We start from the raw sequence: 22,920 nt of genomic DNA on the forward strand, positions 1-22,920 counted from the left end.
GCTCCCTATAGAACCGTATCGCTCCGTATTGTCTCGCACCCTCCCGCCAACATATTGATTATTAAGAAGATTATCTTGATAACCATCGGTTATAGAGCCTTACTGTACATAACAAAAGCAAATTAACTGAAAGGACAGCCCAATGAACAAGCACATCGAAAAATCTCTGGAAGCCATCGCTCGCAAACACCTGTTTCTGGATACCCTGAAAACCCGGAACAGCAGCGAGGACTTTGAGGAACAAAGCATCTGGAGCATTAAAAAAGCACTGGAAGCCGCCTACCAACAGGGATTTAAAGACGGACAACAGCAATAATCGCGAAGGAGAAGCGCCATGAAAAACAACAAACTCACCCCAGCTCAGGAAAACGTTCTGCAACAAGCCGCTAAAACCGGAACCCTTCAGGCCTCTGACCTCACCATCAGGGGTGGAGCCCGAAACAAAGTGCTGAACAGCCTGACCAGCAAGGGTTTTCTGATTGCCCTTAAAGAGTCAGATACCTACGACATCAGCCCACAGGGAAAAGAGGCCATCGGTATCAGGGAGGATGATAAACCCACTCGCAAAGGCAAAATCCGAACCGGCACCAAACTGCACACCGTGATTGAGTTGCTCAGTCGTCCCGAAGGTGCAGCCATCCACGAAATCATGCGCGAAACCGGCTGGCAGCAACATACGGTTCGGGGAACGCTGGCCGGGTCACTGAAAAAACGACTGGGGCTGACCATTGAGTCTGAAAAGCTGGAAGGCAAGGATCGTACTTACCGGATCACCAGTGGACTGGATGGCCTATTTGGAGAAGCAGAAGCATGAGTACCCGCTCAAGAATTGCGATAAGGCTGCCGGAAGGCAGCTATCGCAGCATTTACTGCCATTTTGATGGTGATCTTGTCGGCCCGATTCTGCAAAAACATTATGCCTCAGACGAAAAAGCCCAAATGATTATCAATAGTGGCGATTTGCGCTCTGTCAGCCCAGACAAGCTGGATACCTATCAGGATCGGGGAGACTCTTGGCGTCATGTCTGCCCTGCTGACAGCCCCGACCTATCGCACTTAACCTCTCTGGCCTGGGAGTCTTGTGCTGAATACCTCTATTACTGGCAGGATGGTGGCTGGCAAGCCATCGTGCTACGAGAACCAAGGCTGTGAACAATCCGATACTTCTGGCCGCTGAACTCACCAGCGGCTCTTTTTTATCCTGCCGCCTGCTGTATCCTGATCGACAGACCTTACCCCACCTAACACGGTGGTATTCCAATCTGCATGAAGCTATTTTTTTGATTCAGCTGGGAGACTTGCACTACCTGAAGGGCAAAAGGGCTTGTGCTTTACATCGGGATTGGGGAGAGCCTTGGATCGACGTTCAACCTCGACTTTCTCCGTCAATCCGCCATCTAAAATCTGTTGCCAGAAGCCTGAAAATCAGCACACTTTTTGTCAACCAGCAGCAACAATGGGTGGTTGACACTATCAGGAATCCAGGTTGACAAAAACTACTCTTGGTTGACAGCTGAGAGCCTTATGAGCCGTGGCTTTCAGCACTTTTTGTCAACCACCTGTCAACCCCGATTTTTACTCTGTCGCTGGCGATATTCGGCGGTTCCGCATCCCCGCACTAGAGAACACCCCTCAGGGACCCCGGAACAGCTACAAGAAGCCACCTGTCAAGCTTTCTCTTCGATCTCCAGACGCTCCCTGTATTTGGGTAACGCCTCTCAGATCGGCTTAAATTGCGCCTCAGCCTTTCCATGTTCTTGTCACTTTCTCCAGCCCCCGGCTGGCAATGTATCCGCCAATGCCCAACTGAATAATGCTGAACAGTTTCAGCTCCACCACTTCCGATAGATTGGGAGCTGACCAACCCAACCAACGACATACAACCAGAGCCGTGAACACCAGCATCACAATAGGCCGCCAGCTTCTTTGCAGCCAGCCTTCACCCTGCGCTTCAGCCTTGATCACTCCGGCTTGTTGAGTCAGTTCATCCAGCTCACCATTAATCAGCATTTCAGCCAGAACCACTTTCACCTGATCACGGTTCTCTGCATCAGGAAAGAGCTTGTCGATGACCTTCCCCACCAGTGGGATAGCGGCAACCAGGCTCACTGTTTTTCTCCCAGCAGTCCTTCAGCAATCAGCCAACGGTGAACATCAAAGTTCGGACAGGCTTTGACCTTACTCAGGTGGTAATGACCATGGACAATGGCTTCTGGATACAAAGCCTGATGACCGGCAACGAGCAGCTTCAGCATCCGCTTCTGCAAAGGTGTGAAGTTGTCTTCAGACTGATTGTTGTCATCAAGCCCACCCACCAGACAAATACTCACGCTTTCATGATTGTGGCTTTTTGCGTGTGCGCCCCAGTCGTCTACTGGCCTGCCCTGTTTCACCGAGCCATCCCGCTCAATCACCCAGTGATAACCAATATCAAAAAAGGCACGTTCCATGGTGTGCCAGCGTTTGATGTCGTCAAACGTGACGTTCTGATTGGCCCGGGTAGCCGAGCAATGAATAACGATGTAATTGGTTTCGGTACGCTTACCCATTGCTCACCCCCTGATAAAGTAAGACAGCAGCCCGATACTGGCTGTTAAAACAATCCAGCCGAACCGCTCGATGTAGTTGAGCATCACGCCCCGGCGACTGGCCTGAAATTCAAGCACTCTGATGCGTTTTTCCTGAGCGTCCAGCCGTTCATCCTGACGACTGAGGCTGGAAGTCTGATGGGTAATGCGCTCTTCAATCATCGCCAGCCTGGACACCGCATCGCTGAGTTTGTCGAGCTTTGAATCAATCTGATCCAGTCGCCGGGAGAGTTCGTCCATGCCGTTGTTCCCTAATTTGATCAAAGGTCAGTTTGTTTTCTTCGAGATAAGCCTCTTTGCCGGTGTAGTCCTCCCAGCGACGTACAATCACATCAACGTACTTCGGGTCCAGTTCAGTGAGCCGGGCACTGCGGTGGTTTTTTTCGCAGGCGATCAGGGTTGAACCAGACCCACCAAACAGGTCCAGCACAATATCCCGACTCTTGGACGAGTTACGTACGGCCCGTTCAACCAGCTCGACGGGCTTCATGGTGGGATGGAGGTCATTCTTCGCCGGTTTGCTGTAAAACCACACGTCGCCCTGATCCCGGGCACCACACCAAAAGTGCTGCGAGCCTTCCTTCCAACCGTAGAGAATGGGCTCGTACTGTCGCTGATAATCAGCACGTCCCAGAGTGAAGGTGTTTTTTACCCAGATGATAAACGTGGACCACTTGCCACCGGCTTCCCGAAAGGCTTTCTGCAAAGTATCCAGTTCCGACGACGACATGCAGACGTAAATCGCTCCTTTGCAAACACCCAGCATGTTCGTCATGGCTGCCAGCAGGAAGGTATAAAACTCTGAACCCAGATTGTCGTTTTTGATGCGACGGTCTTTCTTCGCTTTGCCGTTTTTCTCAGGGTTGGCGTAGTCCACGTTGTAGGGAGGATCGGTGAACACCATGTCCGCCAGCTGCCCGTCCATGAGTTTTTCAACATCGCCTGGTTCGGTGGCGCTGCCACACAACACCCGGTGCTCTCCCAAAATCCATAAATCCCCCGGCTGGCTGACCGGCTGCTCTTCAGGCTCCGGGACATCATCGTCTTCGGTCTGACCTTCCGGCTCATCCGTGAGCAGAAATCCCTCTAACTCCTCGTCGGAAAACCCCATCAGATCCAGATCAAAATCCAGTTCATCCAGCTCCGCCAGTTCCAGTTTCAGCAGCTCTTCGTCCCAGCCGGAGTTCGAAGTGATCTGGTTATCCGCGATCACCAGTGCCCGACGCTGGGTCTCTGTCAGATGCCCCAAAACAATCACCGGCACGGTTTCCATGCCCAGTTGCTTTGCCGCCATCAAACGACCATGCCCGGCGACGATCACATCGTCATCGCCCACCAGCACAGGATTCACAAACCCAAACTCCTCGATGGATCGGGCGATTTGGTTGACCTGCTCATCGGAGTGAGTTCGGGCATTGTTGGCGTAGGGCGTGAGGCTGAGAACAGAGCGATGTTCGATGGTTTTAACGAGGATTTGAGCCATGGATCATCCTTGCAAACAGGCAATAAAAAACCCCGAACCGGTGAGGTGCGGGGCTCATGTGTACTTTGCTTCGAGCTTAGCCATTACTATGCGCTAAAACCGTGATTTTGTCCCACTTTGCAAACTCGCCATTTCTACGCTTTAACGCCTGCTAATTCCTGAGTGAACGCAAATACACGCAAATACCTCACCGATTTAACCGCAAAATCACTTGCAGCAGCGCTTTGTGCCAGTGCCTGAACACCGTCGTCCGGGGAATGCCAGTGGCTAGTGCAATTTCCCGCCAGGGCAAACCGGAGGCTCTGAGCCAGACGAGTTTGCGTTCCTCCTCGCTTAGCCAGCGCAACCAGCGCATACACTCCACCAAACGGTCAACAGACTCTGCGGATGGTTGAGGTCGCTTAGGTTTTATACCGTCCGAATGGTAAACCTCCCAGCGATTCGGATTAAACTCTGGCCAGTAGGCGGAATGCCCCAGGTTGATTCCGGACGACATTCGTCGTGATGTTACCCAGGCTTCCCGGTATCGATATTTGAGCTCGTCTTCGGTCATACCATCCTCCCTGGCTGTTCTGTTTCCAGCGCTGTCTTTCCAATCTCATCAGTAAGGGGAATTTCCATATTCCCCTTACTTATTTATAAGTAAGAGCTCCGGAAACCGGAAACGGCTTATTTATCAAGTAGTTACTGTTTCCAAAATGGCATCTATTTCCGGAAATCTGGAAATACGACAATAGTTGTTTTGTTTTAATAAAAAGACGTTCTATCAATGAGTTATAAAGTTTTCTTAATGCTGCCTCTATTTCCAAAAGGGTGACAGATTTCCGGAAATCGCCGGAAATCTGTTTATTCTGGAAATCTGTTTTTAGCGAATTACACACGATCAGCACCTTCTGCAAAGGTACCTTTTCCGAGTGCAAAATCCCCTCTTGGCGAGTCAAGCCACTTATGATCTCTCGACCCCTTGGCAACCCCTTTTACAAGCCGTGGAGGTCGTTCACTAATCAGCGTCTGAATAAGGCTTTCCAGCTTATGTCGAGACAAGTGATGAAAAAGATCAGGCAGTCTGTGCCGCTGAACAAAAACACCGTTGGCACCGGTATGAGTAAATGGATGCCCGCGACTGGCTGCCAGCCTGATAGCACCAGCCAGTGATATCAGCAGTTCATGATCTGACGACGATGCGCCTGACAACCTTCTGGTCAGGTCAACCAACAGGCCTGTCTGGTTACGCTTAAATATTCTTAATGTTCGGTCTGCTGGTCCGTTCGACTTAACAACCGCTCCCTGATAAAAGCTTCGAGGCTCTGGTATCAGATTCAAGGTAGTGCATACCTGCTGAACTACCTGATCCTGTGCTGGCCACAAGGCATAGGCCATTCGAACCCCATCCACTAAAGCACTACTGCCCCGTATGGCATCTCGCGCTTGCTCGGCACTCTCGATAGGTTTTTGCCCGGGTGGCTTTCGCATGTGATGAACCACGATAACCGCTGCTTCTGTCTCAGAGGCCAGGTTCGCCAATAGTCCCGTCAGGTAACTGCCAACAGCAGGATCGGCATTCACATCCGCATGAACAAAGGATGATAAGGGGTCGAAGACCACCAGTTTAAGATCTTCAATGGTCTGTAGCTGTCGCACGATACGGGTAAATTCCAGAGTTGTGCACGGTCCGTCCGGTGTGTCTTTTACCATCGCAAAAGGGCCACCAGCATTTGGCAATGGAATAATGATCAATTTTTCAGGATGGTTGAACCGATGACCGCCCGGATCAAGATTTTCCATCCGACGATGCACTTCAGCCTGATCATCTTCAGACGTAAACACAACTGCGGTGCCACGCTCGAGAACCGTGCCACCAAATATTTCAACGGCCAGGTCACGACCTCCACAGGCTACCTCCATTGCCAGTTTCAGGGTAAGCATCCCTTTGCCCGTATCCCCCATGGCCGCCAGAATGGAAACGACCCCAAGAGGAAATGATCCTTCTACTAAAAACTGTTGTTCTGGTGCTTTCCCTTTATAGCGAAGTGCAGTCCAGTCCATTAACTGCAATCCTGCTGATTTTACGGATTTGCGCTCGCAAGTAGTCAGCCATGCAGTAATATCAAAGGATTCACCCACTGCATCAGCTGCGTCCCACTTGGGCGGCTTGTCTGCAGGTGGCTTTAAGACCTCAACTGACAAAGCGTCCGTTCGCTCCAGAGCATTAGCAACACTGAAAGCATACTCAATCCCAGCCTCATCATTATCCGGCCAGATCTGAACACGCTTGCCTTTCAGTGGCGACCAATCAGTTTTATCAATAGGAGCCTTGGCTCCATTCATTGCTGTAGTTGCACAGTGTCCACTATCTATCAATGCCTGCGCAGCCTTCTCTCCCTCCACCAGCAGGACTTCATTCGCTGATTTGATGCCTGGCTGGTTATAAAGCGGCCTTGGGTTCGGCGCTTTCATTTTCCGGGCTTTAACATCCCAGGGTCTGAACTCTTTACCATCCGGTGTGTCATAGCGGTAAACGCAAGCAATCAGGTTGCCTTCACTGTCGTGATAGTCCCACTTGCCCGTATGATGACCAAGGTCTTCATAATCATCCTGATGGCTGGCAGTAACAGGGGGTGAGAATAAAGGCATTCCCAGCCACTCCGCCATGAAGCGGATGATTTCAGGAAAATCCTGCTGGGCATCCAGCTTCTGGTACTCAGCGGTCAGGGTGATAATATCCCCACCTTCACCGCTCTCAAAGTCATGCCAAAGCCCGACTTCGCTGCCCGAAAGCTCTACTTCCAGACTCTTGCCTTTTTTGCCCTGCACATTGCCCAGAACAAACTTCTGACCTCTCTGCTTGCCATTGGGAAACAGCCATTGCAAATACTCGGGCAATCGTTCCTGAATACGTCGCTTGACGTCTTCAGCATCCAGCTTGTCGCCCGAGCCCTGCTCAGGCACGTCGTTAAAATCAAGCCACTTATTATTCATCCTTACCGTCCCTGTCGGGGAAAAGCCCACCAGCCGGTGGGCTCTCCTCGCCTTAATCCCACTGGTTGTTGTAGCTATCCGTTGGATGCGGAGCAGAATCCTGAGGACTGTAGAGCTGCGATTGCAACTGACTGTGAGTAGGCCTGGGCTGCTGGGTTGTCTGTGGAGCCGTACCACCCTGCATCAGCTGGGCATACTGCTTATGCTCTGGCGTTATGGCCTGCTTGATAACATTTTTAGGGTCGTCGTACTGATCCTTTTCCGTGCTGACTTTGGCCAGGAACTCAATACCATCCAGTTCTGCCAAAGACTGCAACTGACGGGCTTTGTAAGCAGGAGGACTGTTGTCGTCTGCCTTGATACCACGAGCCGACTGGAGAATACCCCGGACAAAGGAGCGCCCCATATTCTCCCACTCTGGCCCCTTGGGACTATGCATACCGATCAGTGACCAGATCTTGCGCTTGGCGTACTGCCCTTCCAGTACTGTAAACTCGGCGCTCAAATAGACGGCACCGGTGTCGCCCTGGGTGGCATAACCTCCGGTCCAGCCCATCTCGGCATGGTCAAAACCACCGGGTTTGATGGTCATCCGGACTTTGACCAGGGTGCCTGAAGGGATCACATCGTAACTGCCATGGTCTGTGGCATCATTAAAATCATTCCAGCGAGTCATTGCTGTTTCTCCATTCCATGAGATTGAGTTTCAAAGTGAACAGGCTGCCTTGATCCGGTGTGGATCTTGTTAAACAGCTGTCCAAGGTGAGGCGGTTCGAATACATCCAGTCGTCCGCTGCGATCCTTGGCTGGGTAGCCATAGGGGTTAAGGGTTTGGCAAACAAAGGTACGACGCAGGTTGCCTTCTTCATCGGGCAGGCTGGCCAGTGTAACCACCTGGTCGACAATGCCCGGTAGCTCCAGTCCTGTTTTACTGCCTTCGATCTGCAGCTGGTGAAGTTTGCGGTTAAAGTCGTCTACCCGCTCTTCCAGAATGGCGACAAACACCACATTCTTGCCTCTGGCATGCTGCAGGTGAGTCAGTGCCGCTATCATTTCCTGACCGTGCAGACCATACGCTCCGCGAGTATCAGGCTTGCCGGTTTTCTCGGAGAAAGCCTGCGGCTGGCCTTTGCACCACTGGAAGCAAAGCCGTCCCAGCACGGTGATCGAATCAATGAAATAAGTGTCGTACTTATCCAAAGTTTTCGGATCACCGTATTTACGACAGACTGAGTCGAAATGGGCTTTGGAATAAACCTGATCATCCCGCAACGCCGGGTTAGGGCCACCCAGAAACACTGCAAAGTTCCTGAACTCTGACCAGGTAGCCGGACGAATGGTATCGCCCTGCCAGTCCTGCACCGCCAGGTCACCGGCTTCCAGATCCACAAAAAGAGTAGAGTCCGTATTCAGGCTGTGCAGCAAGGTCGTTTTGCCTACACCGCTGTTGCCGAGCAGGACGCACTTGATACCTTTGTGTTCATTACTTCTCTGCTCTGCGTTCAAAATAGGAAGGCTCATTACTTCCCCCCCTTGTGATTTGCCGATAATTGGTAACAGGGTCGCCCATGCCGAATGGACAGTGCCGGACGAAATGAGTTTTGAATCACCTCCGGCCACTCATCAAACCGGGTGTCCGGAATCGTGTATTGCACATCCATCAGGCTTTCCGGATCTTCACCCTGCTCCCGAAGCATCCGGGCAATAGCACTGAGCTTCTTCTGGTCCCAGGTGCTGGCTTTGGGAACTTCTGAGGTGACTTTGACCTGCCCGTCCTCAAACTGCACGAAGCCAAACTCCTGCTGTAGCTCTGCCCGGAGGTTGGTGGCCTTATAGACATACTTGCAGGCAATCGCTGACTCCAGCCACTCCCTCAGAATTGTTGCCTGTTCCAGCAAAGCTTCCGCTTCATCCACCAGCTTCAAGAGCTCATCACCCGACTTGGCAGACAGATCACTCATAGGCATGTTAATAACGGCTTCCAGATCAGGGCTCATGACTCACCTCCGGCAACAGTGCTCAGCGGGCAAGAAGTCGAATGCATGGCAGTTCTGTCTTCATAGGCCTCCACATCCTGCATCATGTAAACAACACGACCACCCATTTTGTGGAACTTTGGCCCCCAGCCAATGGAACGCCAGCGTTCCAGGGTTCGTTGAGAAATGCCCCAGCGTTTAGCCAAATTGGTTTGATTGATGCTGTTAGTCACGTTCATCACCTCCTGTGGTTTGTTGTCAGAACGTGAGTAAATTTTCGGAAATAGAATGTGAGAGCGTCACCCCCCTGAATGTGAGAGGAAATGTGAGAGCTGCTGTTTTATTGAAATATTCAGGCATTAGGTAAGGCGGGGCTATTGCCCCGTCCTTCCCAGTCGAGTCTACCAAGGGAACCTCCCCCTCAGCAGCTCACAGAACCGTACTTGAACCTCTCAGCTCATACGGCTCTTCTTATCCAACCGCTGACACACAGCCAATGTGCCAGTGCGCCATTAACAACGGAGCCTTTTTGGCAACTCTTCCCAGACATCGGGAAGCCCGCCATTTTCTGCCCCTCAATTTCTTGTATTTGCCCATAGCCCAGCGAACCAGCGTCGCTTCCACATAGTTCAGCACTTTCTTCAATTCCGACGGATAGAATTTTCCATAGTAATTGATCCAGCCTCGTACTATCGGATTGATCAGCTTTGCCAGCTCCTCCAGCGAGTACAGCGAACGTTTGGTAGGTATTGCCAGCTCCCTGATGGTATCCCGTATATGCTGAGCCGAAGCTTTGCTTATGGCGGGCAGGAAACTGACAAAGAACTTCCCGTACTTGCTTCGGGTCATCCGTGGGCGAAAGGTGTAGCTCAAAAAGTCAAACGAGGTGTTTTCATGCTTCTCCGGTCGATCATCATCCTTGCAATAAACCAGCTTCGTCTTTACCGGGTGCAACATCAGACCACAGTCTTTTAACCGTTCTCTGACCTGTCCCAGAATTGACTCGGCTTCCTGCCTTGTACAGCAGTGGATCACCGCATCATCAGCATAGCGCTCAAACCAGACACCCGGAATGTGACGCTCCAGCCAATAATCAAATGCGTAGTGCATAAACAGGTTTGCCAAAAGAGGGCTGATAACACCCCCTTGTGGTGCTCCTCTCGTTCGCGTGACTCTTTCCTTGCCATCATCAACAGGCGCTTCTAGCCAACGTTTTATATACAGCAGCACCCAAGGTTCCTGTATATGGTGCTTCACCGCTTTCATCATCAGGCCGTGATCCAGATTGTCAAAGAAACCTTTGATATCGAGATCAATCACCCAATCACGTCGCCAGCAACGTTTTCGTGCTACTGCCAACGCTTGATGAGCGCTCCGATGTGGTCGGTAACCATAGGAATTTTCGTGGAATATGGGTTCCACCAAGGGTTCTATGATCAGCTTGACCACAGTTTGTGCTATGCGATCAGCCACTGTCGGTACTCCCAGCGGTCTCGTGCCTCCATCTTTCTTGTCGATGTCTACACGCATGACGGGGGGAGGAAAGTAGCTTCCCGATGACATTCTGTTCCATAGTTTGTACAGGTTACCGCTTAGATTGACTTCAAAATCAGCCAACGACTGTCCATCAATGCCTGCGGCTCCCTTGTTGGCCTTCACCTTCTGCCAGGCTTGCCAGACAAGCCTTTTTGAAATTGTGAACGGTTTTGCTTCAGTCATAGACTCATCCCATTAATTTGGTTGATCTACTCCCTCCGCTGGATAAGTCAGCCCCTTCGCTCCACCCCCATTACAGATGCTTCATCACTACTACGGGCTGATCCGCCCCTGTGCTCTGTATTGGTACTCAGAGCCTTGCTGTTTCGTCAGCTTGGCTGGCTCCCTTAACACCAGAGCGACAGGTTCTCACGTTCCGCAAAAGAGCCTGAAATCTGCTCATGCCAACTTTATGCCGGACACCGCTCAGGCAGTAACTGGATTTCCCCTGAGCTCATCATGGAGTGGATCCGCCCTCCACTTTTGATGCCGATATACACGCTTACGACACGTCATCATTGGTTCACTTGCGTTCATCTTCAGATTTCACACCTGACACAATCTTGTTGCGCCTTTTCTGTGACGCTCACCACCCTGACTCTTAATCAGCGCAGCTCACAGTGGTTTGGTGGTCGCTTCCAGAAGCCGCCACCGGAGGGCCCTCCTCCATCTCAATTACAGTTACGAGCAGACCGACTCTGCTCTCGTGACACACCAGAACCGTGCGTACGGACCTCGTACACGGCTCCTGCACTCTCTATCCCTTAACAATAAGGGGCAAGAACGCCCGTTTTAACGCCTTCCAAATTGAACAACTTTATCTCATTGAACCAGTTGTTCGGCATGGCTAAATGCGACAGGGGACTGCACGCATTTCTCCATGAACGCATTTTGATGTACTTAAATGGTGGCTTGTAACCCAGTTGCTTCAGCCGACGATGCAGCTTCGCTGGTTTCTTCCACTGTTTCAGTTGTAAACATCTCAGCCTGCGCCTCATCCATCCTGTCAGCCGTTTTAATTCACGACTACAGTTCGCTATCCTGAAGTAATTAGCAAATCCTCGTATCACAGGGTTCAGTTCTCGGATTACTCCTTCAAGGTTCGTTCCCCGATTCCTTTTCGTGATTCGCTTTACCTTTGCTTTCAGTGCGTTGAGCTTCTTTTCCTGTATGCGCGTATAGCTGCTCAGGATTTCAACTCCCAGAAATTTCACACCCTCGCCGCTATGGGCTATGTGTGTTTTATTCTGGTTGACCGTCAGTTTCAGGTCTTGCTCCAGTACTTTGGTCGCCACTTTCAGAGCGTTTTCTGCCGCTGCTTTGGAGCCACACAGAATCAGGATATCGTCCGCATAGCGGACAATCCTGTGCTTGCGTCGCATCATTTCCTGATCAAACGCATCAAGATAGACGTTTGAGATTAAGGGACTGATCACTCCGCCCTGTGGACTGCCTGTTTCCGTGGCTTCCAGTTGATAGCCAACCATCACCCCGCTTTTCAGGAACATTCTGATCAGGTTCAGGATGCTTCCATCTGCCACTTTGTGCCTGAACGCCTTGAGAATTAACTCGTGGCCGAGTCGGTCAAAGCATTTGGACAAGTCCATGTCCACCACCCAGCGTCTGTCGTACTTTCGTATGAACAGGGTCGCCTTGGTAATGGCTTGATGGCAGCTTCGATTCGGTCTGTACCCATAGCTGGACGGGTGGAAGTCCGGATCAAAGATCGGGGTCAGGATATTTAGAAGTGCTTGTTGGACGATTCGGTCTTTTACTGCGGGGATTCCCAGCAGACGCTTTCCACCGTCTTCTTTGTCGATTTCTACACGCTTTACCGGTAGCGGTTTGTAGCGCTTTTCCCGCAATTCAAGCAGTAACTGTTCAAGATTCCCACGCAGATTCGAGGCGTAGTCGCTCAGGCTCTGCCCATCTATTCCGGCCGCACCTTTCGCTTTCCATACCTTTTTGAATCCGTTGTAAAGCGCTTCCATCGTCAGCAAGCGCCCATACAGGCTATAATATACTCTCATCAGTTACTGTCTCACGACAGACAGATTGCGCCATCCTTCTACTGTGGCCGGATTCTTCATGGACATTCACAGGCGTTCTGGCTCAAGGCAATCTACCTGCTACCTGTCCTTTACTCCCGAGCGCGGCTCTTTCTTTTAGCAGGATTGTTCCCAACCTCACCAGCCAAAGATGTCCTGCCTCGTCAGGCAGCTTGTGCGCTCACAGTATCATTCCTGCGGTCTGACTGTTCTTTAAGAATGCTTCACCCCTTCGCAACATCTGCCGCTTTTGACGACACATGCCCTACAGTCACTCTGGCTGTAGTCATTCCGGTTTTGCCCTCCGAACGGTTACCCGCCTTCACAGGCCGGAATTTCATCACTACTACAGGATCATCTGCCACCTCACACCACTGTTACCCTTGAGTTTCCTCTTGCGATAACAGCCCCTGAGATTCAGAGATTGATGCCAGGCTTCCCCAGTTACTAAACGGTTCCCTGTCAGAAATGCCACCCTCAAGCACAGAGTTGGGACTGACTGAGTATCGGGCTTTGCGCTATTTCGCACGCTTGCCGCTCCCAACCTGCCGAATCAGGTTCGCTTGCGCTGTGTACCTCTGACTTCCTATGGCTTCCTTCAGACCCAACCGTTGGCCAGTTACGCCCTTGCCATTCAGATTGCCTTCCCCTCAGTCGGGGCGGCTCAGGCTTCTTTCAGCCTGACGGGTTTGCCCGCTTCGCTGGGCAAACATTAGGTAAGGCGGGGCTATTGCCCCGTCCTTCCCACAGAACCGTGCGTACGGACCTCGTACACGGCTCCTGCACTCTCTATCCCTTAACAATAAGGGGCAAGAACGCCCGTTTTAACGCCTTCCAAATTGAACAACTTTATCTCATTGAACCAGTTGTTCGGCATGGCTAAATGCGACAGGGGACTGCACGCATTTCTCCATGAACGCATTTTGATGTACTTAAATGGTGGCTTGTAACCCAGTTGCTTCAGCCGACGATGCAGCTTCGCTGGTTTCTTCCACTGTTTCAGTTGTAAACATCTCAGCCTGCGCCTCATCCATCCTGTCAGCCGTTTTAATTCACGACTACAGTTCGCTATCCTGAAGTAATTAGCAAATCCTCGTATCACAGGGTTCAGTTCTCGGATTACTCCTTCAAGGTTCGTTCCCCGATTCCTTTTCGTGATTCGCTTTACCTTTGCTTTCAGTGCGTTGAGCTTCTTTTCCTGTATGCGCGTATAGCTGCTCAGGATTTCAACTCCCAGAAATTTCACACCCTCGCCGCTATGGGCTATGTGTGTTTTATTCTGGTTGACCGTCAGTTTCAGGTCTTGCTCCAGTACTTTGGTCGCCACTTTCAGAGCGTTTTCTGCCGCTGCTTTGGAGCCACACAGAATCAGGATATCGTCCGCATAGCGGACAATCCTGTGCTTGCGTCGCATCATTTCCTGATCAAACGCATCAAGATAGACGTTTGAGATTAAGGGACTGATCACTCCGCCCTGTGGACTGCCTGTTTCCGTGGCTTCCAGTTGATAGCCAACCATCACCCCGCTTTTCAGGAACATTCTGATCAGGTTCAGGATGCTTCCATCTGCCACTTTGTGCCTGAACGCCTTGAGAATTAACTCGTGGTCGAGTCGGTCAAAGCATTTGGACAAGTCCATGTCCACCACCCAGCGTCTGTCGTACTTCCGTATGAACAGGGTCGCCTTGGTAATGGCTTGATGGCAGCTTCGATTCGGTCTGTACCCATAGCTGGACGGGTGGAAGTCCGGATCAAAGATCGGGGTCAGGATATTTAGAAGTGCTTGTTGGACGATTCGGTCTTTTACTGCGGGGATTCCCAGCAGACGCTTTCCACCGTCTTCTTTGTCGATTTCTACACGCTTTACCGGTAGCGGTTTGTAGCGCTTTTCCCGCAATTCAAGCAGTAACTGTTCAAGATTACCACGCAGATTCGAGGCGTAGTCGCTCAGGCTCTGCCCATCTATTCCGGCCGCACCTTTCGCTTTCCATACCTTTTTGAATCCGTTGTAAAGCGCTTCCATCGTCAGCAAGCGCCCATACAGGCTATAATATACTCTCATCAGTTACTGTCTCACGACAGACAGATTGCGCCATCCTTCTACTGTGGCCGGATTCTTCATGGACATTCACAGGCGTTCTGGCTCAAGGCAATCTACCTGCTACCTGTCCTTTACTCCCGAGCGCGGCTCTTTCTTTTAGCAGGATTGTTCCCAACCTCACCAGCCGAAGATGTCCTGCCTCGTCAGGCAGCTTGTGCGCTCACAGTGTCATTCCTGCGGTCTGACTGTTCTTTAAGAATGCTTCACCCCTTCGCAACATCTGCCGCTTTTGACGACACATGCCCTACAGTCACTCTGGCTGTAGTCATTCCGGTTTTGCCCTCCGAACGGTTACCCGCCTTCACAGGCCGGAATTTCATCACTACTACAGGATCATCTGCCACCTCACACCACTGTTACCCTTGAGTTTCCTCTTGCGATAACAGCCCCTGAGATTCAGAGATTGATGCCAGGCTTCCCCAGTTACTAAACGGTTCCCCGTCAGAAATGCCACCCTCAAGCACAGAGTTGGGACTGACTGAGTATCGGGCTTTGCGCTATTTCGCACGCTTGCCGCTCCCAACCTGCCGAATCAGGTTCGCTTGCGCTGTGTACCTCTGACTTCCTATGGCTTCCTTCAGACCCAACCGTTGGCCAGTTACGCCCTTGCCATTCAGATTGCCTTCCCCTCAGTCGGGGCGGCTCAGGCTTCTTTCAGCCTGACGGGTTTGCCCGCTTCGCTGGGCAAACGAAAAAAAACCGCCATCAGGCGGTTATTTAAATCAGGTTCTGTCAAACGAGGTTGAAACCATAATAACCTCGTCGGGTGTTGGCGATGTACGTCTTCCAACGCTCATGGTCGAACAGTTCAGCCAACCTCTTGATGCCCCAGGATTCTGGTTGTCGGGTGGTACGCTTTACCGCATCGAGTATCTCGCTGGCTTTGACTTCCCAGCAACCGGCCTGAGAACGCTGGTAAACATACAGTACCGCAGCCGCTTGATTATCACCCTTGATCTCCCAGGGCTCTTTACCGGCAATGGTGAGCCTTTGTGCTACCGGATCATAACGAACCGGTTTTGCTGCTTCCGTTTGTCCGGGATTAATAATGGCCTGATACAGCCTGTCCTTATCCAGTACCGTCTGTTCAGAACACAGAGGTACCGCTTTGTTCAGAGGCAGCGAATAAAAGCCAGTGGGTAGCTCATAGTGACTGGGGAAGCTTTGCTCACAGGTCAGAATCAGCCCTCTTTCCTTACCCTGTTTTTGTCGAAGGCAGGCATCGATGGAGGTCAAGCCGCTGCGAGCGGTTCTGCAAAGCCAGATGGGATAGGAAAAGCCTCTCGCCAGTCTGGCATCGCCTATCAGCCAGAGTCGTCCACCCGCTTCTGGGTGGGATGGCTTTTCCCGAGCTCTGTCAGGGATATCCAGCAAGTCCGCTAACAAACTGAATAGCCGGGTAGTATCAAGTGACCATATAGCCGCTTCTTCCGGGTTAACGGCTACCTTGAATAAGGTTTCAGGACTCGTGTAATAGTAATGTTTTTTTGCCGGATCGTAGTGCAGGGGCTCATCGCTCACTTCATCAAAACAGGGTACCGACACCGAGGCCGATAAGCCTGTCTTTTTAAGCCATGTCTGTGTCGGAATCATCGTTTGTAACGTTGGCAACATATCCAGTGCCATAACCCCTTCAATGGATTTTCCAGCTTGAGTCGTGCAACGTTCAAAGCTCCGCTCGAAACAGCGGAATAAGTCAATCGCCGTGTTTGGTGGTACGCTCATCGTCCGTTGACCTCTTGATTAATCCGTTTAATCGGAGAAAGTTCTGGCAGATGCGCTTATCGACTTCACGACTGTACCGGAAGCTGCACCGGGACTCACCCGATAAGGTAATTACCGCCGTCCGGTTTTTTTCAGAAGGTTCTATGGCCTGAATTTTGAGGGTCACCGCAGCTTTGTTAACGGTACGGTTCCCAAAGCAAAATGCATCGGATTCTGTCAGATCCGCCGCAGCGGCATGGATATCGTCACTGTCACTCATCGGTGAACTAATGGTCATGGATCTGTGCTTACCCTTTACACCAAGCTGCGTCACCTTGGCATCAATAATATCCAAATCAGCAAGATTAGGCTGAAACAGTGGGTCAGCCAGAACCTGGTAATTATAAGTGACCACTTCAAGGCGCTTTTTGCTTAAAGGGACGCCCAATAAGTTTTCTGAAACCGCTTCAGCAATGGGGAGCCAGAGTGAAGGGTCATCAGACATAACATAAAGTGCCCCATTGTCAGGCTCATAAGTGACGAAGGCCCTGGCCGCTAACAGAATGTCACTGACCACCAGCGCATTATTTTCAACCCGCTCAATACTCTCCGGAGCCAGGTTGTAATGCACTCGAACTTCATAGTGATCGATCCGGCTGGAATCATCTTCTGCAAAACGTGTCAGGACCTCAGTAGCAATCGCATCGGCAGGGCATTGTAGTGCTTTTGATAACGCAGACCTAAGAGCCTGTATATTGCTATCGCTGTCAGTAACAGGCATGTTTAACGGCTGTTCATAGCCTGCACAGGTTCGCCCACTGCGACGAAGTATTTTCAGATCGCGCTTGTCCAGTGCATCCAGAAATAAACGCTGGCCATCGTATTCATACAACCACAGGCTTCGGTAGTACTGATTGCGGAGTGACTGAAAATGCTTTTTCTCAGGCTCAGGCAGTGATTCCCGCCTGACAGCCTCCATGGCATCTTTACCTGGTCCGTCACACAGTAAAAGCACCCTCTCTACGACTTGAATAAGGGCAGTAACGTCTTCATTGTCTTGATTTTGTAATGCGCCCAGCACTGCTGCTTTCTGTTTCCTGATGCCTTTTTCTTCTGGCACAGGAAGATTGATCGAAAATGATCGTGCAAGAACGTCCAAAAAAAAGGGCAGATCAACATGGACTAACAGACGTTTAAGGGGATCAGTTGAAATCATCAATAATTCCTTTTTATCGATGGGCTATCACTGCAAAAGAAGTCCTGAGTTTGTTTTTTTACCTGCACTGTATATTTATACAGCTACCCGATACACTACGCAAGAGCCCGCAACTACGCCATAGCCTTAAACCCTATAAATCCCGATGATAAACAGTATCGGAATCAACAGCGCAGGGCGGTGGGTATGAATAAACAGGATGTGGGCTATTTGGCGGCAAAGGAACGGCAAGAAGCCATTGCCACACTGCTGGCTCTGGCCTTAACGCGAAAATATCAAAAACTGTCTGAGAAGACAGAGAGTTTACTGGATAAGTCCGCACACCCGAGCCTGACTGTAAGGAAAACAACGTCAGGAGAGTATCGATGACACAGAGTCGCTCGTTGGCTGCCAGGGTTGCGGCCTTAAAATCCATGGATAAAGCCGCTTTACAAAACTACTGGGTAGAAGTGTTCGGAGTGAAAGCTCCACACCTTCACATCCGCATTTTGCGGCAACGATTAATTTGGCGGATACAGGAGCTAGAGTTAGGCGGGCTGTCCGATAAGGCAAAAATGCAGCTGGAACAGTTAAAACAGCAGGCGGGGAAGCACGGCAAGATAAAAAACCGTCGCATCGTTCGCCCCCCGGCAGGGACTCGTATCCAGCGTGAATACGATGGGGAATGTCATGAAGTGCTGGTGCTTAAGGAAGGTTTCGAATATCGGGGGCAGGTTTACCGGAGTCTCAGCAAGATTGCCCGCTTAATCACCGGCAGTCACTGGTCAGGGCCTTTGTTCTTTAACCTGCGGGGGCAATGATGGCCAGGGAATCAACTCCGGTGCAACGATGTGCAATTTACACCCGCAAGTCCTCCCGGGAAGGTCTGGAGCAAGAATTCAACTCCCTGCATGCACAGCGGGAAGCCGCCATGGCGTATATCCATTCCCAGCAGCATGAGGGGTGGTTGCCAGTGGATGACCATTATGATGATGGCGGTTGCTCTGGTGGCAACATGGATCGTCCGGGGTTGCAACGATTGATGAAGGACATCGAAAGCAACAAAGTGGATACGGTGGTGGTCTACAAAATTGACCGCCTGACCCGCTCGTTGACCGACTTTGCCAGACTGGTCGATTTTTTCGACGACCATCAGGTGAGCTTTGTGGCCGTTACGCAACAGTTCAATACCACCAGCAGTATGGGCCGGTTGACCCTGAATATCCTTTTATCCTTTGCTCAGTTTGAAAGGGAAATGACGGGAGAACGAATCCGTGACAAGGTGGCCATGTCGAAACAGAAAGGCAAATGGATGGGCGGTGTGCCGCCTCTTGGGTACCTCGCCCACCAGCAAAAACTCAAAGTCCATCCTGATGAAGCTGCCATCGTAGAAAAAGCCTTTTCTTATTTTCTGGAAACCGGCAGTGCCCTGAAAACCATCCATCGACTGAATGATGAAGGCCACCGCACACGCATCATGAACAATCGGGATGGACAGCAAAGAGGCGGACAAAAATTTACGACCACCTATCTCTACAAACTATTGCACAACCGAACCTACCTTGGTGAAACCGGACACAAGGGCCAATGGTTCCGGGGCGAGCACCCCGCCATTATTTCAGAACACTTATGGCAAAAAGTACATACAGCATTAAGCCAGGGAGCAGCTCAACGTCGGCGTGAACAGGAATGGAAAAATGGTGCCGCCATGTTGAAAGGGGTGCTGCAAGATGAGCAAGGTGTAGCACTGGTTGCCACCCATACCCGCAAGCGGGGCAAACTGCACCGTTACTACGTCAGCAACAAAGCGATCAAGGAAGGCTACAGCCAACTATCTATTCCACCAATACCGGCAGAAACCATTGAGAATATTGTCACTGAAACGCTACAGGAGCTGATCATCACTCCGGAAATACGCTATCAAACCTGGCAGCTGATTCAGGATTCAGATACAGCCATCGATGAGCAACAAGTGACATCAGGGCTGGCCAGTTTAGGGGAAATATGGCCTGAGCTGTTCCCTGAAGAACAGGCGCGATTGATCCGGCTGATGGTCGAACGAATTGTCGTGTCAGAACAATCGTTGGAAATGGAATTACACAGTGAAGGCGTTCTTGAGGCGGCTATGGAATTAAGCCAGGAGGGTAACCGATGACATTGAAAAGTGACGGTCAGCGACAGCTGAGTTATGACTCTGAAAAGCGGCTACTGAAAGTCGTGCTGCCTATTCGCTTCTCTCGACGGGGTGGGCGAACACACATCCTGACGCCAGATGGCCAGCCACTGGTAAGACCCTCGAAAGCAGCACCGCCATCACCCTTGCGTGAACTATTGGTGCGCTCGCATCAATGGCATGAATGGCTGGATAAGGGCAAATTTCGAACGGTAAAGGAAATAGCAGAGAAGGAAGGGATCAAAAACAAAAACTACCCGTATTTCATCATGTCCCTGTATTCACTGGCACCGGGAATACAGGAGATCATTTTGACGGGGGAAGGTGTTGATCGGTTGCGTTCAATCAAAGACATTCGACAAGTGGAATTGCCTGACGAGTGGGAGCTGCAGGAGGCTGCTCTTTTTCATCCGTCAGAAGAGTAATCACGGTATACTGGGAGCCCATTAATGGCGCGTACAGTCCAAGGACTCCTCAGGATATGAAAGCCCTCCCCTTCTCTGGATTCACTCTCATTGCAATATTAATCGCACCGGCAAACGCTGCCGTTGTAAAAATGAGTAACAGTGGGATCTTTCACCCATCCGAATCCTCGCATTACAGTCGAACGAAAGATATGGCTCTTTTACAGGTTGGCTGATCATTTTACAGCCTCCTGCCTGATTTTAAGATAGAGGTAATCAAGATCATTGTAGCCACAAGCTTTGTAGATAATCCGTTTGATGACTCCATTGAAAGCTTCAATCTTCGCGCTGGTTATACGATGATGGCAGTACGACAGCAAGCCCTCTCTTGCCCTGTCCAAGCCCTTAGCAAACCTCTTAAGTTCTGCAATTCCGGTTTCTTTTGCTAACTCTATCCATCTATCCAGAAACTTGCCGGCACACGCTTTGTACGTGTACGTCCATAGCTGTTTGAGCATGTCTTTCAGGATGTAAGCCTGATTGAGATCCTCGTTCATGCTCAAGAGCTCTTTCAGACTGCTTTCTCGCTTTGGAGTCAGGTTCTCAGGGTTCATGAACAGGTTGAACCGCTGACCCTTGATAAAGGGCTTGTTCTCTTCTTCAGCCTGACGCCACTCCCTGCGCCTTATCTGATCTATCACATCATTATAATTGGCAATAATGTGAAACTTGTCGTATACAATATCCGCATTGGGCAAGTGCTCTTTCACCGAAGCCTGATAGCTGCCACCACGGTCTATGCCAACACACTCGATGCTCGCTTTTTGCTCTTCAGTCAGGCTGCTCAAGAACTCATCCAGAGTCTCTTTTCGCTTGCCTTCACCAAGGAAGAGGGTTTCTCCTGAGTCGGCGTTAAGAACAACGGTAAGATACTGATGGCCTTTGCCAATGGATTTTTCGTCAATGAGCAGAGCGCGAATACCGTCACGCTTTGGAGCTGGAAGCATTCTCAGCAGCATCTCTTTATCCCAACGACGGGCAGTACCACCGGATATAGCAATGAATTCAGGCACCTTGTCGCAGGGCATATAGCGACATAAATGGCTGACGTGTCGTTTAAGGCGATCGGTTGCCTGAGCCTTGGGAGTTAAACCAGGAATAGTAACGGTTTCAATATTGTTGCAGTGTGAGCAGCGGCCCTGAAAAGCTGTGAAGAGAAGATTTACCTGTAGAACTCCCAGTGGTAAATCCTGGACACACCGATCTTTTGTCTTCATTTGTCCCATAGGGGTTTCACATTGACTGCATTTCTCGTGCTGAATTCGGCCATCCCTGCGGAGATAGACAAAAGCTTGTTTGACTTCCCAATCAATATCAATCTGCTCGATTACCCAGCCGGGAAATGCGAACATAGGACGTAGTGAGGGTGTTGTACACATGTCTGATCCTTCAGAAATTTTGATCTGTTCAAATCAATCTTTCCTGAAAGGCTATTTCTGTTGCAACCCCTCATTTTCCATCAGCCAACCTGTAAAAGCCCCAAAGATATTAAACCTTATTAGACAGAGGAAACCTGCCTTAGTATTTTTTAAGTATTTGAGAATTTCGAACAGGTACTAAATATCAAGAATATCATACCAGTAGTTAATTCTATCTTTATTTAATGACTTCGAAGGTTTAACTTTTCGACCATATCTTTTAGATTCAATTAAGAATTTTGCTTCGTAATAATAGTCTTTATCATCATCATACTTTTTATATTTTGGGTGAATCTCTGACCAATCTGGCATCTCATTAGATAAACTACTGCCACCTTTACAGATCAATGCTTTTATCATTTGATAGAAGTTGATATAATTTTCGACATTAATTTCTCTATTTATTTTTGAAGTCCATTTCATTTTTGGCTTGGCAGGAACCGAGTCATATGACTGCAAAAACCCAGAGGGATGATAATTTTTAAATCTCACATTTCTCAAGTAGTATGCCTGAGTGTTATTCCTGAAAACCTTATAAAAATCCTTCTCAATTCCCCATAATGTGTCACAAGTTATTTCTGACATATTTAAATCCCCTACCCATAAACTGGAAGATAAAATCAAGAAACCACCTTTGTCTCCACCAATTAATATAGCGGGGTATTCATCAATTTTAAATTTTGTTCCTTGAATTCTAAATTTTTCAGCATACTCAGAAGCATCCTCAAATGTAAAAAAAGAAAAGACACTACTACTTTTTTCAATAGAAGTGTTTCCATTCCAGTCAACCCATTTATTCCTAGTTTCAGATTCAAAATAGTTTCTTATCATTTTTACAGAAATTGGAGTCTCTTTTTTAATTATCTTTTTATATTTGTGATAAATATTAGTATCACCAAAATTCTGAAAAATTGCAGTATTCTGAAAAATTGTAGCTTTACTTAAACTCATAACAATTATATTTACACGTAATCTAAAGATTTAGTATTGGCACTAAACGCCTCGGCTCTTTTCCAATTAAGGGTTGAGGGCTAAAATGTACCGGAAAAATCATATTCTCAGCATAAGTAGCGACTTTACTATGCTGATCTCATGCTTAAAATGCAGATTCTCGATTCTTTTTTAAGCCAAAATCAGGTTTTTATCGGAACGTTCATGCCATAAGTATACTTTCAACCTTTAAGTGGAAAAGAGCCCCTGACCCCGTTTCGTGAGCGACACAATTAGCATTAAACGACAGTTCTCTCAGTAAACT

Annotated in this window: 26 protein-coding genes; 9 read left to right on the forward strand and 17 right to left on the reverse strand. The window is 49.7% G+C overall.

Annotated features, from left to right (window positions below; all coding sequences use genetic code 11):
• Positions 1-142: 142 nt before the first annotated feature.
• From NX722_RS10085 to NX722_RS10095, 3 genes are read left to right on the forward strand one after another with little or no spacing between them, the layout of a single operon-like run.
• Positions 143-316, forward strand: a complete 174-nt coding sequence (locus tag NX722_RS10085) for a DUF6900 domain-containing protein (protein ID WP_262566805.1) — start codon at positions 143-145, stop codon at positions 314-316.
• An 18-nt stretch (positions 317-334) separates the two neighbouring features.
• Positions 335-814 (forward strand): DUF3489 domain-containing protein, encoded by a 480-nt coding sequence (locus tag NX722_RS10090; RefSeq protein ID WP_262566804.1) that lies wholly within the window; start codon positions 335-337, stop codon positions 812-814.
• Positions 811-1,152, forward strand: a complete 342-nt coding sequence (locus NX722_RS10095) for a hypothetical protein (RefSeq protein WP_262566803.1) — start codon at positions 811-813, stop codon at positions 1,150-1,152. The genes NX722_RS10090 and NX722_RS10095 overlap by 4 nt, the downstream gene beginning before the upstream one ends.
• 588 nt (positions 1,153-1,740) lie before the next feature.
• Here the strand turns inward: NX722_RS10095 and NX722_RS10100 are convergent.
• From NX722_RS10100 to ltrA (NX722_RS10155), 12 genes are all read right to left on the reverse strand, one after another.
• Entirely contained in the window at positions 1,741-2,109 is a 369-nt protein-coding gene (locus tag NX722_RS10100) for a holin family protein (protein ID WP_262567865.1), read from the reverse strand.
• A complete protein-coding gene (locus NX722_RS10105) occupies positions 2,106-2,549 on the reverse strand; it encodes an N-acetylmuramoyl-L-alanine amidase (RefSeq protein ID WP_262567866.1) in 444 nt (147 codons plus the stop codon). The genes NX722_RS10100 and NX722_RS10105 overlap by 4 nt, the downstream gene beginning before the upstream one ends.
• A 3-nt stretch (positions 2,550-2,552) precedes the next feature.
• Positions 2,553-2,828, reverse strand: coding sequence for a hypothetical protein (locus tag NX722_RS10110; RefSeq protein WP_262566799.1), 276 nt, complete (start codon positions 2,826-2,828; stop codon positions 2,553-2,555).
• Positions 2,794-4,071, reverse strand: coding sequence for a site-specific DNA-methyltransferase (locus NX722_RS10115; RefSeq protein WP_262567867.1), 1,278 nt, complete (start codon positions 4,069-4,071; stop codon positions 2,794-2,796). Before NX722_RS10115 ends, NX722_RS10110 begins: the two co-directional genes overlap by 35 nt.
• 187 nt (positions 4,072-4,258) lie before the next feature.
• Positions 4,259-4,624, reverse strand: a complete 366-nt coding sequence (locus NX722_RS10120; protein WP_262567868.1) for a DUF6362 family protein — start codon at positions 4,622-4,624, stop codon at positions 4,259-4,261.
• 320 nt (positions 4,625-4,944) lie between these two features.
• Positions 4,945-7,050 carry an AAA family ATPase gene (locus tag NX722_RS10125; RefSeq protein WP_262567869.1) on the reverse strand — a complete coding sequence of 702 codons (2,106 nt, stop codon included), beginning with the start codon at positions 7,048-7,050 and terminating at the stop codon, positions 4,945-4,947.
• A gap of 52 nt (positions 7,051-7,102) precedes the next feature.
• Positions 7,103-7,726, reverse strand: coding sequence for a hypothetical protein (locus tag NX722_RS10130; RefSeq protein ID WP_262567870.1), 624 nt, complete (start codon positions 7,724-7,726; stop codon positions 7,103-7,105).
• Positions 7,723-8,571, reverse strand: a complete 849-nt coding sequence (locus tag NX722_RS10135) for an ATP-binding protein (protein WP_262567871.1) — start codon at positions 8,569-8,571, stop codon at positions 7,723-7,725. Before NX722_RS10135 ends, NX722_RS10130 begins: the two co-directional genes overlap by 4 nt.
• Positions 8,571-9,047, reverse strand: coding sequence for a hypothetical protein (locus NX722_RS10140; RefSeq protein WP_262567872.1), 477 nt, complete (start codon positions 9,045-9,047; stop codon positions 8,571-8,573). Before NX722_RS10140 ends, NX722_RS10135 begins: the two co-directional genes overlap by 1 nt.
• The gene (locus NX722_RS10145) at positions 9,044-9,259 is read right to left on the reverse strand and encodes a helix-turn-helix transcriptional regulator (RefSeq protein ID WP_407647983.1); all 216 of its coding nucleotides are present in this window, start codon (positions 9,257-9,259) and stop codon (positions 9,044-9,046) included. The genes NX722_RS10140 and NX722_RS10145 overlap by 4 nt, the downstream gene beginning before the upstream one ends.
• 238 nt (positions 9,260-9,497) lie before the next feature.
• Positions 9,498-10,745 carry a group II intron reverse transcriptase/maturase gene (gene ltrA, locus NX722_RS10150; RefSeq protein WP_262567874.1) on the reverse strand — a complete coding sequence of 416 codons (1,248 nt, stop codon included), beginning with the start codon at positions 10,743-10,745 and terminating at the stop codon, positions 9,498-9,500.
• 581 nt (positions 10,746-11,326) lie between these two features.
• Positions 11,327-12,592 carry a group II intron reverse transcriptase/maturase gene (gene ltrA / locus NX722_RS10155; protein ID WP_262567875.1) on the reverse strand — a complete coding sequence of 422 codons (1,266 nt, stop codon included), beginning with the start codon at positions 12,590-12,592 and terminating at the stop codon, positions 11,327-11,329.
• A gap of 581 nt (positions 12,593-13,173) precedes the next feature.
• Between ltrA (NX722_RS10155) and NX722_RS10160 the strand changes: the two genes are divergently transcribed.
• Positions 13,174-13,326, forward strand: coding sequence for a hypothetical protein (locus tag NX722_RS10160; RefSeq protein WP_262564358.1), 153 nt, complete (start codon positions 13,174-13,176; stop codon positions 13,324-13,326).
• A gap of 80 nt (positions 13,327-13,406) precedes the next feature.
• Here the strand turns inward: NX722_RS10160 and ltrA (NX722_RS10165) are convergent, their stop codons facing one another.
• Complete coding sequence (ltrA, locus tag NX722_RS10165) at positions 13,407-14,672, reverse strand: group II intron reverse transcriptase/maturase (RefSeq protein WP_262563619.1); 1,266 nt, start codon at positions 14,670-14,672, stop codon at positions 13,407-13,409.
• A 581-nt stretch (positions 14,673-15,253) separates the two neighbouring features.
• Here ltrA (NX722_RS10165) and NX722_RS10170 point away from each other — a divergent pair.
• Positions 15,254-15,457, forward strand: a complete 204-nt coding sequence (locus NX722_RS10170; RefSeq protein ID WP_262567876.1) for a hypothetical protein — start codon at positions 15,254-15,256, stop codon at positions 15,455-15,457.
• Here the strand turns inward: NX722_RS10170 and NX722_RS10175 are convergent.
• Both NX722_RS10175 and NX722_RS10180 read right to left on the reverse strand, forming a co-directional pair.
• Positions 15,444-16,436 carry a hypothetical protein gene (locus tag NX722_RS10175; protein ID WP_262567877.1) on the reverse strand — a complete coding sequence of 331 codons (993 nt, stop codon included), beginning with the start codon at positions 16,434-16,436 and terminating at the stop codon, positions 15,444-15,446. The two genes, NX722_RS10170 and NX722_RS10175, sit on opposite strands and share 14 nt — an antisense overlap.
• Positions 16,408-17,631: a hypothetical protein gene (locus NX722_RS10180; protein WP_262567878.1), complete on the reverse strand. Its 1,224-nt coding sequence runs from the start codon at positions 17,629-17,631 to the stop codon at positions 16,408-16,410. Before NX722_RS10180 ends, NX722_RS10175 begins: the two co-directional genes overlap by 29 nt.
• A gap of 186 nt (positions 17,632-17,817) precedes the next feature.
• Between NX722_RS10180 and NX722_RS10185 the strand changes: the two genes are divergently transcribed.
• From NX722_RS10185 to NX722_RS10200, 4 genes are read left to right on the forward strand one after another with little or no spacing between them, the layout of a single operon-like run.
• Positions 17,818-18,000 carry a hypothetical protein gene (locus NX722_RS10185; protein ID WP_262567879.1) on the forward strand — a complete coding sequence of 61 codons (183 nt, stop codon included), beginning with the start codon at positions 17,818-17,820 and terminating at the stop codon, positions 17,998-18,000.
• Positions 17,997-18,431 (forward strand): DUF2924 domain-containing protein, encoded by a 435-nt coding sequence (locus tag NX722_RS10190; RefSeq protein WP_262567880.1) that lies wholly within the window; start codon positions 17,997-17,999, stop codon positions 18,429-18,431. The genes NX722_RS10185 and NX722_RS10190 overlap by 4 nt, the downstream gene beginning before the upstream one ends.
• 20 nt (positions 18,432-18,451) lie before the next feature.
• The gene (locus tag NX722_RS10195) at positions 18,452-19,765 is read left to right on the forward strand and encodes a recombinase family protein (protein ID WP_262567881.1); all 1,314 of its coding nucleotides are present in this window, start codon (positions 18,452-18,454) and stop codon (positions 19,763-19,765) included.
• Positions 19,762-20,208 carry a hypothetical protein gene (locus NX722_RS10200; RefSeq protein WP_262567882.1) on the forward strand — a complete coding sequence of 149 codons (447 nt, stop codon included), beginning with the start codon at positions 19,762-19,764 and terminating at the stop codon, positions 20,206-20,208. Before NX722_RS10195 ends, NX722_RS10200 begins: the two co-directional genes overlap by 4 nt.
• A 215-nt stretch (positions 20,209-20,423) precedes the next feature.
• On the opposite strand, the gene NX722_RS10205 is transcribed toward NX722_RS10200, so the two are convergent.
• Complete coding sequence (locus NX722_RS10205; RefSeq protein ID WP_262563714.1) at positions 20,424-21,626, reverse strand: ISL3 family transposase; 1,203 nt, start codon at positions 21,624-21,626, stop codon at positions 20,424-20,426.
• Positions 21,627-21,803: 177 nt separating this feature from the next.
• The gene (locus tag NX722_RS10210; RefSeq protein ID WP_262567883.1) at positions 21,804-22,616 is read right to left on the reverse strand and encodes a hypothetical protein; all 813 of its coding nucleotides are present in this window, start codon (positions 22,614-22,616) and stop codon (positions 21,804-21,806) included.
• Positions 22,617-22,920 lie beyond the last annotated feature (304 nt).

It is taken from the genome of Endozoicomonas gorgoniicola (assembly GCF_025562715.2).
In the GTDB taxonomy this organism is placed as follows: domain Bacteria; phylum Pseudomonadota; class Gammaproteobacteria; order Pseudomonadales; family Endozoicomonadaceae; genus Endozoicomonas_A; species Endozoicomonas_A gorgoniicola.